13 protein-coding genes are annotated in these 14,143 nt (G+C 63.2%); 9 read left to right on the top strand and 4 right to left on the bottom strand.

Annotated features, from left to right (window positions below; genetic code table 11):
* Nucleotides 1-49 precede the first annotated feature (49 nt).
* The 3 genes from IAQ70_RS01510 to IAQ70_RS01500 all read left to right on the top strand — a co-directional run bounded on the left by IAQ70_RS01510 (nucleotide 50) and on the right by IAQ70_RS01500 (nucleotide 3,383).
* Nucleotides 50-676, top strand: coding sequence for a TetR/AcrR family transcriptional regulator (locus tag IAQ70_RS01510; RefSeq protein ID WP_190987527.1), 627 nt, complete (start codon nucleotides 50-52; stop codon nucleotides 674-676).
* On the top strand, nucleotides 673-2,280 hold the full coding sequence (locus IAQ70_RS01505; RefSeq protein WP_190987526.1) for an MDR family MFS transporter: 1,608 nt from the start codon (nucleotides 673-675) through the stop codon (nucleotides 2,278-2,280). Before IAQ70_RS01510 ends, IAQ70_RS01505 begins: the two co-directional genes overlap by 4 nt.
* 695 nt (nucleotides 2,281-2,975) lie before the next feature.
* Nucleotides 2,976-3,383, top strand: a complete 408-nt coding sequence (locus IAQ70_RS01500) for an Hpt domain-containing protein (protein ID WP_190987525.1) — start codon at nucleotides 2,976-2,978, stop codon at nucleotides 3,381-3,383.
* Here IAQ70_RS01500 and IAQ70_RS01495 read toward each other — a convergent pair.
* The 4 genes from IAQ70_RS01495 to IAQ70_RS01480 all read right to left on the bottom strand — a co-directional run bounded on the left by IAQ70_RS01495 (nucleotide 3,341) and on the right by IAQ70_RS01480 (nucleotide 7,453).
* Nucleotides 3,341-4,126, bottom strand: a complete 786-nt coding sequence (locus IAQ70_RS01495) for a response regulator transcription factor (RefSeq protein WP_190987524.1) — start codon at nucleotides 4,124-4,126, stop codon at nucleotides 3,341-3,343. The genes IAQ70_RS01500 and IAQ70_RS01495 overlap by 43 nt on opposite strands.
* Nucleotides 4,127-4,300: 174 nt before the next feature.
* A complete protein-coding gene (locus tag IAQ70_RS22555) occupies nucleotides 4,301-5,767 on the bottom strand; it encodes a sensor domain-containing phosphodiesterase (protein WP_223858596.1) in 1,467 nt (488 codons plus the stop codon).
* Nucleotides 5,760-6,821 (bottom strand): hypothetical protein, encoded by a 1,062-nt coding sequence (locus IAQ70_RS01485; protein WP_190987523.1) that lies wholly within the window; start codon nucleotides 6,819-6,821, stop codon nucleotides 5,760-5,762. The genes IAQ70_RS22555 and IAQ70_RS01485 overlap by 8 nt, the downstream gene beginning before the upstream one ends.
* Before the next feature lie 110 nt (nucleotides 6,822-6,931).
* Nucleotides 6,932-7,453, bottom strand: a complete 522-nt coding sequence (locus IAQ70_RS01480; protein ID WP_190987522.1) for a hypothetical protein — start codon at nucleotides 7,451-7,453, stop codon at nucleotides 6,932-6,934.
* Nucleotides 7,454-7,716: 263 nt separating this feature from the next.
* On the opposite strand from IAQ70_RS01480, the gene IAQ70_RS01475 reads away from it, so the two are divergent.
* The 6 genes from IAQ70_RS01475 to IAQ70_RS01450 all read left to right on the top strand — a co-directional run bounded on the left by IAQ70_RS01475 (nucleotide 7,717) and on the right by IAQ70_RS01450 (nucleotide 14,044).
* Nucleotides 7,717-7,878 (top strand): hypothetical protein, encoded by a 162-nt coding sequence (locus tag IAQ70_RS01475; protein WP_190987521.1) that lies wholly within the window; start codon nucleotides 7,717-7,719, stop codon nucleotides 7,876-7,878.
* Nucleotides 7,879-8,085: 207 nt separating this feature from the next.
* Nucleotides 8,086-9,105 (top strand): PASTA domain-containing protein, encoded by a 1,020-nt coding sequence (locus IAQ70_RS01470; RefSeq protein ID WP_190987520.1) that lies wholly within the window; start codon nucleotides 8,086-8,088, stop codon nucleotides 9,103-9,105.
* Complete coding sequence (locus IAQ70_RS01465; RefSeq protein WP_190987519.1) at nucleotides 9,102-11,489, top strand: SGNH/GDSL hydrolase family protein; 2,388 nt, start codon at nucleotides 9,102-9,104, stop codon at nucleotides 11,487-11,489. The genes IAQ70_RS01470 and IAQ70_RS01465 overlap by 4 nt, the downstream gene beginning before the upstream one ends.
* Nucleotides 11,490-11,689: 200 nt before the next feature.
* The gene (locus IAQ70_RS01460) at nucleotides 11,690-12,739 is read left to right on the top strand and encodes a hypothetical protein (protein ID WP_190987518.1); all 1,050 of its coding nucleotides are present in this window, start codon (nucleotides 11,690-11,692) and stop codon (nucleotides 12,737-12,739) included.
* On the top strand, nucleotides 12,732-13,709 hold the full coding sequence (locus IAQ70_RS01455; protein ID WP_223858591.1) for a hypothetical protein: 978 nt from the start codon (nucleotides 12,732-12,734) through the stop codon (nucleotides 13,707-13,709). The genes IAQ70_RS01460 and IAQ70_RS01455 overlap by 8 nt, the downstream gene beginning before the upstream one ends.
* Complete coding sequence (locus tag IAQ70_RS01450; protein WP_190987517.1) at nucleotides 13,706-14,044, top strand: hypothetical protein; 339 nt, start codon at nucleotides 13,706-13,708, stop codon at nucleotides 14,042-14,044. Before IAQ70_RS01455 ends, IAQ70_RS01450 begins: the two co-directional genes overlap by 4 nt.
* Nucleotides 14,045-14,143: the final 99 nt, after the last annotated feature.

Genomic DNA, 14,143 nt, shown 5'->3' with positions numbered 1-14,143 from the left:
ATAAGAAGTTGCATTTGTGCAATAAATGCAGTTATGCAAAAATATCTAGATGCCTGAAGCAACTACCCCGACTCTGCGCGAGCGAAAAAAGGTAGAAACCTGGACCGCCGTCCACGAGGCCGCCGCATCGCTCGCCCGGTTGCGCGGCCTGGATAAGGCCACGGTGGAAGTCATCGCAGAGAGCGCAGGAGTGTCACCCCGAACGTTCTTTAACTATTTCCCGGCTAAGGAGGATGCGGTCCTCGGTCTCCGTGAGCCCGTCTTGGACCCTGCCGAGGCAGCAAAACTCACCGACGCGGCTGACCTCCTGGGCCAAGTGACGCTCCTGCTGGTGTCCGTAGCTCGGTCGGCGCTCGGGAGTACGGATAACAGCCGGCGCCGCGAGTTGCTGCAGCGGTACCCCAATCTGCACCGCCGCCAGATGGAATACATGGCCAAAGGCGAAGCCTTGGTTTGTGAGGCCGTGGGCGTAGCCCTGACCAGCGATCCTTCCTGGTCCGGCGGTGCCGAGGGCTTCAGCCCGGGGGAGACCGCGAGAATGCTTGTCATGCTCGCCGCCGTGCCTGCCAAGTTCACGGCCACGACCCCCAATTTCGACCCCGCCACAGGACTCACCCCCGCGGAACTCGCACCCGCGCTTGCACTTTTTCACCACTTGCAAAGGAAACTCTCATGACCAACCCCACCGCACCCAAGGCGGGGCAGGCCCCCGAAAAGCAGCACATCGTCCTGCTGTTCGTCGGCCTTATGCTCTCGATGCTTCTCGCGTCGCTCAACCAGACCGTGCTCAGCACGGCACTCCCCACTATCGTGGGCGAACTCCACGGCGTCAGTGACATGCTCTGGGTTATCACCGCTTTCATACTCGCCTCCACCATCACAATGCCCGTTTACGGCAAACTCGGTGACCTAATGGGCCGCAAGTCCTTGCTCATCGCAGCAATCACCCTGTTCATGATCGGCTCCGTCATCGGCGCCTTGGCCAACGACATGGGCATGCTCATCACCGCCCGCGTCATCCAGGGTCTGGGCGGCGGTGGGCTCATGATCCTTTCGCAGGCGGTGATTGCCGACGTGGTTCCGGCCCGCGAACGCGGCAAGTACATGGGCCTGATGGGCGGCGTCTTCGCCATCTCCTCCGTGGCCGGACCGCTCCTGGGCGGCTGGTTCACCGAGGGGCCCGGCTGGCGCTGGGTCTTCTGGATCAACATCCCCCTCGGACTGCTGGCCCTCGCCGGTGCATTCTTCTTCCTGAAACTGCCCAAGCACACCGGAAAACCCAAGCTGGACCTCGGCGGCATGTTCCTGCTGGCCATCGCCACCACGGCCCTGGTGCTCTTCGCCACCTGGGGCGGCAGCAAGTACGAATGGACTGACCCCATCATCCTGTCCCTGATCGCTGTCACCGGCGTGGCCGCCGTCGCGTTCGTCTTCGTCGAGCGCCGCACCGCGGAGCCCATCATCCCGCTGCACCTGTTCAAGGACCTGAACTTCAACCTTTCCACCTTCGCTGGCCTGCTGATCGGCGTGGCCATGTTCGGCGCCATCGGCTACCTCCCCACCTACCTGCAGATGGCCTTCAGTGTCAATGCCACCGAATCCGGGCTGCTGATGATCCCCATGATGGGCGCCCTGCTGGTGGCCTCCGTGGGCTCCGGCCAGCTGGTAAGCAGGACCGGCCGGTACAAGTGGATGCCCATCGCCGGTTCGGTGCTGGTGGCCGTGGCCCTGGTGCTGCTCTCCACCCTCAAGCCCGGACAGCCGCTCTGGGAAATCTGCGCCTACCTCGCCGTGATGGGCGTTGGACTGGGCCTGAGCATGCAGATGCTGGTCCTCATTGTGCAGAACTCCTTCCCGCTGCGTGAAGTGGGCACCGCCACCGCGTCCAACAACTTCTTCCGCCAGATCGGCGCCACCCTCGGCTCAGCAGTGGTGGGAAGCCTGTTCGCCAGCCGGCTGGCCGACCTCCTCACCGAGCGCCTGCCCGCCGCCGCGACCGGCGGCGGCACACCCGGCGGATCTAACTCCCTCACCCCTGCACTGGTCAACCACCTGCCGGCGGAGATCAAGGAACTGATCGTCTCCTCCTACAATGACGCACTCACGCCCATCTTCATCTGGATGGTCCCGCTGGCAGTGATCGCCGCCGTCGTCCTCGTCTTCATCAATGAAAAGCCGCTGGCCACCGCCATCGAACACGACGTCCTCTCCGAGTCGATTTCCGAAGGCAACATCCTCATCACCGCCGACGACGACGAGGCGGCCACCGCTGCACGGTAGGAACCGAGCGGAGCCACCATGGGGCACGTTGCAACTTCAAGTGCTGGGTGTTGAAACTATGGGCAAGGGACTAAATTTGGTGGGAGATCCCTGGTAAGTCGATCTCGTGTATGGCGTACTCGCCAATCCGAGGTGTGGACTATTCCTCGCCAGTTTCACGGCTTGGCCAGGATCGAGAGGAGTGCGGATACGTCACTGCGGTCCAAAGCAACGACGTTGACCTAGCCGAACAGCCTCATCCGCCGCTACGGTGTCAAATATCGGTGCCCTAAGAGAGCCGAAATCACGCACTTGTTGGTTGGTCCGAGGACATCCGCGTCCGGTCACCGTGTTCGCTGGGCGTTGGACGGGTCCTGCGTAAGAACTGCGACTGTCCGAAGGGAGAGCACCCAAAGTCCGAAGGGGGAGCACCCAAATGCTGCGGGCCATGCGTCGTCTGCGTTCCATCGCGCCTTGTGAAGATCCACGCGTTCCTGGGCCGGGAGCTTCATGGGCACAAGAGTGAGGAAGGGTTTGCGCAGGATCGGCCGAATTGGTGCCCCTTCATAGTTGAAGGACCGTAATCTCGAATAATGGCCATCTCAGAACCTACCGCGCCCCGAGCCACGGAGGGCGCCAGGCCAGCTCGGACGGCGGTAAGCTCCACAGCGCCTACAGTGGCCGCTGTGGAGCTTGACGGCCAGGAGCTGCCTCTGGTGGATCTTGCCGTTCTGAAAGGTCTGGAAGATCAGCTGGGACGAGTGCAGATGGCCAGGGATTTCGCCGAGGACTATTCGGAGCTTTGGGGGCAGCGGGAGCGCCGCCTCGTTGATTCGCTGCAGAGCGGGGACCGAACTGCAGCCCTGGACGCGGTCATCAGCTTGAAGGTGTCATCCGCCATGGTTGGGGGACTACGGCTGGCACGTCTCGCAGCGGTGCTGGAGGACGCTGTGCGGGAGGGGGACCTGCATTACGAGGCGTTGGCAATGGTTTCGATTCATGGTCCTGCCACAATCGCCGAACTCGAACACCGGTACCTTCGCAAGGGGGGTTCGTCTGGTTCTGTTGCATCGTGTGGCAATCACGTTGAGCGGCCGGAGATCACAGGGTCCGCCAGCCGGTAGCCGGCTCCACGGACCGTCTGCAGCCAACGCGGTGAGTCGGCATCGTCTTGGAGTTTCCGGCGAAGATTGCCAATGTGCACCTGGACGGCCCGTTCATCGGCGTCAGTGATGAGGGCATCCTCGGGGTAGTACTCTCCCCGGACCACACGGACCAGGTCAGCCCGTGAAAGGACGTTTCCGGATGCCCGGACGAGTTGATGGAGCAGATCGAATTCACTTCGCGTCAGCTTCAGTGGCGTCCCGCCCACACAAGCCGTCCGCTTCCGGTGATCCAGCACCAGCCCGTTGTGTTGGAGGGTCGATTCGCTCGCCGGAGTGTCTGGAGGCGGGGTTCCTGAGAAAGCATCTGTCACCTCAGGGTCTAGCAAGTGCTGCCGAGGCCGGCGCATCATCGCAGTGATGCGGGCGCGCAGCTCCCGTGGCCGGAAAGGTTTGGTGATGTAGTCATCGGCCCCTGCATCAAGGGCACTCAGCAGATCCGGCTCTTCAGTCCTGCCCGTGAGCATCACGACATAGGCATCGCTGAACCTACGGATCCGTCGCAGGACCTCGAAGCCATCAATGTCGGGCAGGCCTATATCGACGGTGACTATCTTGGCCCTTTTGTCCCGCACCATCGCGACGCCTTCTCTCCCCTCGGTTGCCGTGTGGACGGCGTAACCGGCTTGCGAGAGTATGCCTTCTATAAGATTGCGTAGGTCCTTGTCATCTTCTATCACTACCGCCACGCCGAGCTCGCCCATGGACCCCCCATATTCCAGCTGAATCCGCGTCGGCCCAGCGCCGCCGGGTATTCAGCCACAAACCTAACTTACAACGAGTGCGAGCCGATTGTTGAAGCGACAAGTTTGCTATTCAACACCACGCGAGCTGGGCGAAGGATTAATGAGGGGAAGGTGTCACGCTCAGCGGCCCGCTCATGCTGCGTTAGGCAACCCCGTTTTGAGCACGGTCGGCCACTGTATCCAGTCATGGGGCAGGATGGACGGCCGGCCAAGGAGGTACCCCTGGCCTGCTGGCATTCCTAGTTTGTTTACGGCGTCGAGTTCGGCGTGGGTCTCGATTCCTTCGGCGATGATGCTCGCGCCGATCTTGCTTGCGAATTCGACCATTGCTGCGCCGAGCGCCCGCTGACCGGTGCTTTCATGGATCCCGGCGATGAGGCTTTGATCTAGCTTGATGATTTCCGGACGCAGTTGAAGTATGTGGCGCATGGAGGAGAAGCCGGCTCCGGCGTCGTCGATGGCAACGCGGATCCCGCTCGCCCGCAGCGGTGCCAAGGCTGTGAACAGGGCGTCGTAGTCTTCCACGGCCAGCCGCTCCGTCAGTTCCAGAACGATCCTGGTCAGGGGCATGCGGGAGCGTTCCAGCAATTTAATCAGGTGGGGATCGATGCAGCTTTCCGGGGAGATGTTCAAAGCGACGTAGACGTGGTCCGGGAGTTCTTCTGCGGCAGTCAACGCAGCCGTCAGGGCCGCGAATTCGAGTTCGACCCCGAGGCCTACCGCCGTGGCTTCTGGAAACCAGTAGTCGGCACCGGACCCGTCATCGGTCACGAACCGTGAGAGGGCTTCAGCGCCGATCAGGTCTCCGGTGATGAGGCTGTAAATGGGTTGGAATGCAGTCAGCAACATGTTGTCGTTGACGATGTCGTTGATCCGGCTCCTGCTCCTGGAGAGCGCCGCTTCCTTGGCGGAGCGTGGCGGGAGTTGGCGGATAGTTCCCCCGTATCCTGTGCCGCGCCCGTCCATGGCGGGGCTGATCCTTCCGGTAACTTCCGCCCAGACCGGACTGCCGTCACGGTGACGGAGGCAAACCATTACCCCCTCGGGGCCGGCGTCCCCGGAACGGGGGCCAACCTGAACTGCTCGGCGTGCCAAGGCGAGATCTTCGGGCGCGATCAGGAGGTGGCAGTGCCGACCGATCAGCTCCGAAGGTTGGTACCCAAGGATATTGGCGCTGGTTTTACTGGAGAATGTGAAGATCCCCGCGGCATCGACCGCCCAAACCCACTCCCTGCTCGTTGTCAGCATGGTGTCCATCAGGGCCGCGGTGAAGTGCGCTTTGAACTTCTGAGTGCCATAGGCCCGGATGAAGCGCAGGGCTGCGGGGACCGCAATGATCACCAGGATGACGGTCAGTGCGGCGACCACCACCTGTGGCCAGTGATGGTCGAACATAGCCGGAGACGCCAGCACCGCGGCCGCACCGGAGGCCAATGCAATGGTGATCTGAAGGGCCAACATCCATCCGAGGGCGCGGCGCCCTGACGGGCGACTGTAGGCGTCTCGGATCTGGTCGCGGAAGCTGTCCTCCACGCCGTTCGACGGCGGCGCTCCGGATATGCGGCGCGCCCCCAGCCGGCGGGCCCTACTTTTAAGCATCGGTCCTGACCCGGTTCCCGCGGCGCTGGCCAGGTTCGGGATTTTCCTGTGCGAGGGTCCTAATACGAAGCCGGTTCCGGCGCAGGATCAGCAGTGCTGTGATGATGACGATCAGCAGGGCTCCCGCGATCGCAGCGAACAGCAGCCCTTGATTGCCCCCGGATTGGACGGGAGTGACTGCTTCTCCGGAGCCGGCGTCGGGGAAAGTAATCGCGGCGGAAGCGTTTCGTTCCAAGAGGCCGCTCTTGAGTTTGAGTCCGGCGGTCCATGGACCGTTTGGAAGTTCCTTCGGAAGGACGAAGGTGATGTTCTGGGTTTTCCCCGGCGCGATAGTCGTCGCGGACTTGAGGCTGAAGGGGCCAGCGGACAGGCCGCCCGGACCGCCGGTCAGGCTGAGCTCGCCGGTGACATCCAACGCGCGTCCGCCGGTATTGGTGACGAGCGCGCTGAGTTGCGGATCGCCGGTCTGGGAGCGGGAGGGTTCCAGGGAGGTGATGGTGAAATCGGCGGCTGTCCCGTTGCCGGGCCCTACCGAGAGGTAAATCCGGATGCCCACTCTGCTGGCCTGGGCAACGCCGCTCTTATCGGCGGCGCTGCGCATTTCCGCCCAGACGGCACCGTACTGTTCGCCTTCGGGAGCGTCGGCAGGCACTGCAATGGTGACGGGTACATCGGCCGATTCTCCGGTTTTGAGAGTAACCTCTGGTTCTGCGAGGGTCGTCCAGGTGCTCAGGTCGTTCTTGACCCCGGCGGCTTCACCGACGAAGGCACCGTCCGCGATGCGGGCTGCCCCTGAGTAGAGGTGAACAGTCTGGGCAGTCGCGGAGTTGTTCTCGACATGGATCCTGCGCTTGATCTCGTCGCCCGGGGCGAGCCGGTCGATGATGTATGTCCGCGCCCGTGGGTCGTTCTGGGTACTGGCCGGAATGTCGAGCAGACGGATGCTGAGATCGGCGTCATTGGTGGTCTTTGCTGGGGAGACATTCATGACGGCGGATGCCGTGGCGGGCACTATCTGCAGGAAAGCCAGGAGGATCATCACGGACACTGTCATCAGGAAACGCAAAACGGGACCTCGTCTTGATTAGGGGTGGGGGTGGTTCCCGGACCGGGTGCCTGATGTAAACAGGCACCCGGTCCTGGAGTTGAATTTTGCGGCTGTTCTTAGAGGACGGAGTGGGTCAAGGTAGCCGTGTACGTGTCAGCCAGCGCATCATCGGGAGCCGTAACGGTGAGGGTGGCGTCCCAGATCGCGGTGTTGTTTCCAACCACGCCTGCGGCCGTCTGCACGGGGCCGCCAATGGACAGATCAGATACATCAGCGGACGTGACCGTGGATGTTCCAGTTTCGACTGCTACGCCTGTGTCATATGCTGCGTCTGCCGCGGAAATGATGTTGCTGGGAGTCAGGCCGACAAAGTCCTCGAGGGAGACCGAAGCGACCCAGCCAGCCACGCCGGCCCGGTTATCAATGACGGTAACGTCTTCGATGGTTGCGGTGGCATCGCCGCCCGGGGTGAGGGCGGTGAGGGCGGCGGTGCCACCCAACGGGCCGGAGATGCCAATTTGGCCCACCGGTACCACTACGGTGAGGACGGTGTCGTCGGCGGAAGCCGGCAGGGCGAGAGAGCCGACGAGCACAGCGGAAGCGGCGAGGGCGATGGAGACGCGGGAAATGCTACGCATGGTTGAGACCTTTGTTAATGGATGAGGTGAACGCTTGCAGTCACCGATGAAGAATCGGCCCCACTGCTAGAGCGGATCCCCCCGGTAACTCGAAGCTAACAGCCGGAATCTCTCATGCTGCCGATTTTTGGTGGATGCTCTTCGAACCCTTGAGCACCCTATGAGGGCCTGCGCTAAACCTGCGTTAAATCGTGGGTCCTGCGGGAATGCCTCCAGGACCCCGATAGGTGGTGGTGTTTGTATCCGAGCGGCATCGATGGTCGTTGACCCCTGCCCCGGAGACCGGTGACCTGATCATCTCCTCCTACAACGACCCCCTGACGCCCATCGTCATCTGCATGGTCCCGCTGGGGGTGACCGCCGCCGTCGTCCTGGTCTTCATCAAGGAAAAGCCGCCACCACCGCCATCAAACACGACGTTCTAACGGAGCCGATTTCCGAGGTGCTCCGTTGACGGCGTCCCAGGCGAGGTAGGAGAACGCCGCAGGTCCAGCAGGGGGCCGTTAACCGGGCGACACATTCGGCGCCGGCCGTATCATGACGGCGCGTCCGCGGCGGCGGGGTGGGCAAACCCAAGATAATGAGCACAGTTTGTGCCTTTTGTGTTTCCGCCCACCGCCTAGGACAACACCATGACTCTCACCGCCCAGGACGAAGCTCCCACGGTCCCTGTCAGGCAGCGCAGTGCCTGGACCAGCATTGTTGCAGTCATGGCCGGACTGGCGGCGGTGATGCTGATCGTCGGACTCATCGCTGGCTGGACCCTTCGCGGCGCCCTCGTGGCCGACGAGTCCGCCGGGCTGCCCCCGGACGGTGCAGGCCCCGGTGCGGCCTCCGACCCGGACAAGGTGCCCATGCCCGATGTCCGGGGTCTGAGCGAGGCCGCTGCCCGGCAGGTCATCTCCGACGCCGGATATGACCCCGGCGCGGTGAACATCGCCAAAATCCCCTTCGTCGGGCGGGCCGGCACCGTGGTGGCGCAGGACCCGGCCGCCACCACCGCCCAGGTGGGCACCATCACACTCTCCATCCCCGTGGAGGCCGCCATGCCCGAGCTCACCGGTAAACCCCTCGATGAGGCATCCCGGGCCCTCGCCGCCCTCGGCTCCCGGCCCACCATCAAGCGCACGTTTGTGGCCGGGGCACAGGCCGGCGCGGTCATCAGCTCCGATCCGCTGCCAGGGGCACCCCTCGTGGAGGAGCCGGTCCTGACAGTTGCCAGCGGCGCCGCCACGCTTCCGCTGGAGACAGTGAAGGTGACGGGATCCTGCGGCCCGAAGACCGGCGGCACGGTGAACGGCGCCAAGACCAGCACCGGCGTCTCCTGCATCCCCAGAAGCACGCAGTCAGCTGCAGTGTGGATCATTTCCCGGGCCGCCGCCCGGCTCCAGGCAACGGTGGGCCTGGACGATGCCTCGGACCCCCTGGCGACGGCACGGATCAAGATTGTGGCAGACGGCCGGACCATCCTTGACGAGGCCCTGCAGTACGGCCATCCCGTCAACCTGGACGCCGACGTCTCCAACGTCCTGAGGCTGGAAGCCACCCTCTCCCGGACCGACAAAAACCCCGGCACCGCCGAGATCGTCTGGGCCAACGCCGTCCTGGCCGGCGGGTCAGACTCCCTCAGCAAGATCGAGGTTCGTCCGTGAAAGCGCTCCGCGTCCTTGCGCTCGTGATCGCTGCCGCGGTGTTCAGCGGCACCGTTGCCTTGCCGGCCCACGCGGAACCCCAGCTTCGCCCGGGAGGCCGGGACGTCCTTATCCTGATGGACACCTCCGGTTCCATGAGGAACAAGGACGCGCAGGGGAGGGTCAAAATGCAGGCCGCGAAGTCGGCCATTCTCACCCAGATCCAGGAACTGCCGGCGGACGCACGGCTGGGGCTCATGACCTATCCGGCCCAGGGCCTCCCGGCCGTGAACGGCTGCCAGATGGCGGAAACCCGGTCCGAGGTGTCCGGCCATTCGCTGGAGACCATCGGGTCCACCCTGGGCATCCTTCCCGAGCCCGACGGCGAAACCCCCACCGGGGAAGCCCTGGTCCAGGCGGCAAGCTACCTTGAAGCCAACGCCCTGGCCGGCGTCACCATTGTGCTCATCTCGGACGGCGAGTCCAACTGCGGCCGGGACTCGTGCGAAGCAGCCAAAGAGGTCAAAGCCAAGGGGACCGACGTCGTTATTAACACCGTCGGATTCGATATCGCCTCCGGCGGGAAGTCCGAGCTCCAATGCATCGCCACTGCCGGCGGCGGGACATTCGCCGACGCCTCTGACGCGGACCAGCTAAGCAAAGTGTTGCGGGAGCAGTTCGGCAACGGCCTGACCCTCGAGGTCCAGGGGCCCGGAACCCCCGTGCCCCTGACAGAGGGCGCATTCCAAGTCAGCGTCAAGGTCACGGCAGCGAAGGGACAGGATCCCCGTGACGTCACCCTGAGCGTGCGGGACACGGACGCCACCTCAAATCTGTTCGCCCGGCGGCCGTTTGTCCGCGTGGGCAACCTGCCAGCCGGACAGTCGCGGACGGTGGTCTGGTCAGTCAGCCCGCCGTCGACCCCCAAACTGGACAAAACCGTCCTCGAAATCACGGCGGGCTCCGTGGGCTCCGCCCCCGTGTCCAGGACGCTGGAAGTCACCTACAGCCACGGCGCGGCCAGCGGATCGACGGCGAGGGGCGCCCTCAAGGAATTCCGGAACGTCCTTGTCCTGGGCGACTCCTACTCCTCCGGGGAAGGCGCCGGCGACCAGGACCGGCCCTACTTCACCAATCAGGGCCAGGCCGCCGGCTGCCACAGGACAAAGAACCAGTACGCCGGATGGCTGTTCAGCGCCGAGCAGGTGACAGTTCTGGCCTGCTCGGGAGCCGAGAGCAGGAATTTGTACGACGCCGGGCAGAACGGCGAGGAGCCCCAACTCCAGCAGCTGCGGCGTCTGTTGGCAGAAGGATACCGGCCCGACGCCGTGTTCCTCTCGATTGGGGGCAACGACATCGGCTTTGAAGCGATCGTGAAGTCGTGCGCAGCTGAGCCCCTCACCGTGTGCACGGCCAGAGTGGGGCCTTCACCCGTTCAGCAGGAAACGGCCGGACTGGTCAAGACGATTCCGGAGATCCTCAGAAGGTCGCTTTCCGAGGTCAAGCTGGCGTTCGAAGAAATGTCGGTTACTACGATGCCGCCCGTCATGGTTCTGCCCTACCCGAAACTGTTCGCCAAGGACTACGCAACTGCTGAATTGACGTGCATCGGGGAACCCAGATTCCAGTCGTTTTTGCTCTCCGGCGATTATGAGGACTTCAACGATCTTCAGGTGAGCCTCAACAATGAGGTAGCCAAGGGCGTGGAGCTCGCCCGAACGCAGGCAGGGGTACCCGCCTACTTTGTCAGCGAAGTCATGAACGCAGTCCCCACCCAGCACTCCATCTGCTCGCCGGCACCGTGGTTTGTCACGCTGACCTTTGGCGGCGCTACGGCTGATTCGCCGGAGATGTTCCATCCCAACGTTCAGGGGCACCAGGCCATGGCTGCCAAGATCAACAGCTGGGCCGCTGCCCCCGGGACGGAGCTGACGCCGGCGGACGTGCCCGCAGCCCGGGCCGACTGGCGCAATTATGCCGCCAGCGCGTGGATCACCGCTTCCGAGGTGGGCGTGGACATCGGCAGAACCGAAACTCCGGAGTTCCCGGTCTTTGTAAAATACGGCGACTTCACCGTGAACCTCCGCGGCGGACTGCCGCAAACGGACGCCACGGTCTACCTCAAATCCACACCGCTGCCCCTCGGAACAATTTCCCTGGACGAAGCGGGCGCCGGGACCATCAAAGTCAACCTGCAGGCAAAGGACCTGCCGCCGGGGGAGCACACCTTGAACGTCATCACCACCACCGCTGCCGGCGAGGTTGTGGTGCGCAGCGTCCCTGTCAGCTTCGAACAGCCGTTCCCTGCGGTTTTTTGGATTTTGTGGGCCGTTGCGGCACTCATTATCGCCGCCTGCATTGTTCCCGCCTCGCGGGTATGGCGAAACCGGAAGGCATTCCAATAAGTCCGGGGGTGGCCCTTGCGCTGGCTTTAGCCTGAACGGCCGGTTTAGCGTAATAAAAGTGCCCTGAAGAACACTTTTATTTCTTTTCATGGTTGCGGGTAATTGGTGTCGTATGCTTCCAATCACAATGCAGATTCGGGCTCGTCTAAGGATCGGCTCTGTGACATCAACGGACGTATCTGGTGCATTTGGGGGCAATTATGGCGGGACGGATTTCCAAGCTGGTTGGCGGGATAGGTGCAAGCCTGGCCATAGTGGTGGCAGGAGCCACCGGAGCAACCTGGCTGGCGAGCAAGAATGCGAATGTTGCCGACGGCGCAGTGGTCCAGCAGGGCACAGGGACTTCCTCCGAGACTCCGCAACAAGCCATTGCCTCGCCGGCCGTGCCCCAGTCGTTGGACAGCCTTTCCGTGGTCGTCCCGCCGCCAGTCAAGATGGTGATCATCAGCGAGCACTGGGTGGTCAGTTCCACCGCAATCGTGGAGGAATTTCCCCTGGAGAAGAACCGCCTCCCGTCGCTGTCATGTATCTCCAAGGATTTTGCGACCAGCACTGCACTGTATGACTGCTTGGGCGCGACCCCGGGGTGCACTCCGGCACAGCGTGACTGGCTGAGCAAGAACGCACTTCTGGTAGATGACAGGCTGTCCGTTTATGAGGGCAGGATTGCACTCGGCGGCGCGACCCTGACCAACACGTCAACGTCGGCCCAATCGATTTCCTTCAAAGACATCCGTCTTGAAGCCGAGTTTGCGCCATTTGCCGGCGCGGGCTTCAGCATTGTCTGCTCCAACTACAACGACTGGGCCGGTGGCGCAGCAGCAGGGTATTCGATGTCCCGTGACGTCATCCTTCCCGCCGGGAACGGTACCGCGGTGTTTGGCGGCCCGTCCATGTTTGGCGAGGATCTGACCCGCGACATCCCGGCCGGAATGCCCGCCGTTTTCAATCTTGCGGCCGGGGAAACATCGGTTGCCGCACTTTCTGTCCAGGTTCCCTACCCTGTGGGCACCGTCTCCGGCCGGGTCCTTGCCACGGTGTCTGCGGCCGACGGGGAGAAGGAAATTGAGGTGCCACTGCCACTTCTGAACAGCGGTAAGTCCGGCTACGGCCCGCGCGTTGAGTCCACACTCTGGATAGATGGCGGAACAGTCTGCCCGGACAAGAAGTCCACAACGAAGACGAAGTACACCACTATGCGGACGGTCTGCTCCGTTGCGCAGCTCAAGGCCCAGGCCAAAAATGGTTGAGCCGCGAGGACATGACGCGATCGGGCCGGGTGGACCGCTGACCGGACCGCCACACAACGCGGTGGCACTGGCCCAGCAGGACGAGGCCGTCCCGGCGGTCACGGCTGCCAGTTCTCCGCCGGCCACCGTTTCTCCGGAAAACACGGTCCCGCCGCCGTCCAGGCCAAGCCTGTGGAAGTCGAAGGTAGCCCGCATTTGGGCGGTGATCGTGGCACTAGTGACCGTGATAACCAGCGTCGTTTCGATATGGCCCATCATCTTCAAGGACGAGTCGAGCGCCCAGTCGCTCAAAGTCATCATGAAACCGTTCCGCTCCGACGCTGTGTCGCATTTCGCCCTCCCCGTTGGCTCTCCCGTCGAAACGTTCCCGTCAGGTGGCCGGCTCTGTTCGGCTGAACAGGAACAGTGGCTGCAACAGCACGGGGTGCGTTTCCAGCGCGACTACCTTGTGGAGCTGCGGAATTCGGCCGGCGGCGGTGGTTCACTCGCCGTCGGCAACGTCCACGGCGTCGCCGACTCGTCAACGCCGGCGGCCGCAGCCTACATCGTGGAGTGCGACAAGTTCGGCGACGGCGGCGTGGTGGCAGAACCAGCACGGCTGCTCCTCGATTCCGGCGAAGGGGCGTTTTTTGACAAGTCGCTCCTGGGGCCCGCCGGAACCGGCCAGCCAAATTCCCCTCTGGCCTACAACCTCCGGCCCGGTGAGACCGGCCAAATCGTCCTGACGCTTTCGGCGCTCTCCGACTTCGACGGTGAAGTCAGGGTGAGCGTGGCCGCCGGAGACGACACATCAGAGGTGACGGCGGCGACGGCCCAGAACGAACCCCTGCATGTGCCCGGGGTGCTCAGCCCTCGCACCATCCTGGTGAAGGTTGAGGATGGGGTCCTTCGCTGCCACGTCATTCCAAACGCTTCGGCGCAGACCACAACCTGCGATGCGCAGGACCTGTTTCAGGGGAAGAAAAGTTGAACCTTGATTTCGCCGACGCCGCGTACCTCCTCACCGAGCGCCTGCCCGCCGCCGGCGACGGCACACCCGGCGGATCGAACTCCCTCACGCCTGCACGGGTCAACCACCTGCCGGCAGGGATCAAGGACCTGTTCGTCTCCTCCTACAACGACGCCCTGACCCCCATCGTCATCTGGATGGTCCCGCTCGCGGTGATTGCCGCCGTCGTACTCGTTTTCGTCAAGGGAAAGCCGCTGGCCACCGCCCTCGAACACGGCGTCCTCTCCGAGTCGATCTCCGAAGGCAACATCCTCATCACCGCCGACTACGACGAGCCCGTCGCGGCCTCACGGTAGGGGGCTCCTCCAGCGCCGCAGCCAGTTCCTCCGGATTGTTGCCGACTGCTGAAAATTCCAAATTGCTGAGCGCTTCATAGGACTTGACCATTTGGTTGC

The sequence above is a fragment of the Pseudarthrobacter sulfonivorans genome (assembly GCF_014712225.1).
Lineage (GTDB): Bacteria > Actinomycetota > Actinomycetes > Actinomycetales > Micrococcaceae > Arthrobacter > Arthrobacter sulfonivorans.
Note: the sequence above shows the minus strand (reverse complement) of the source record. Positions and strands in the feature narration are given on the sequence as shown.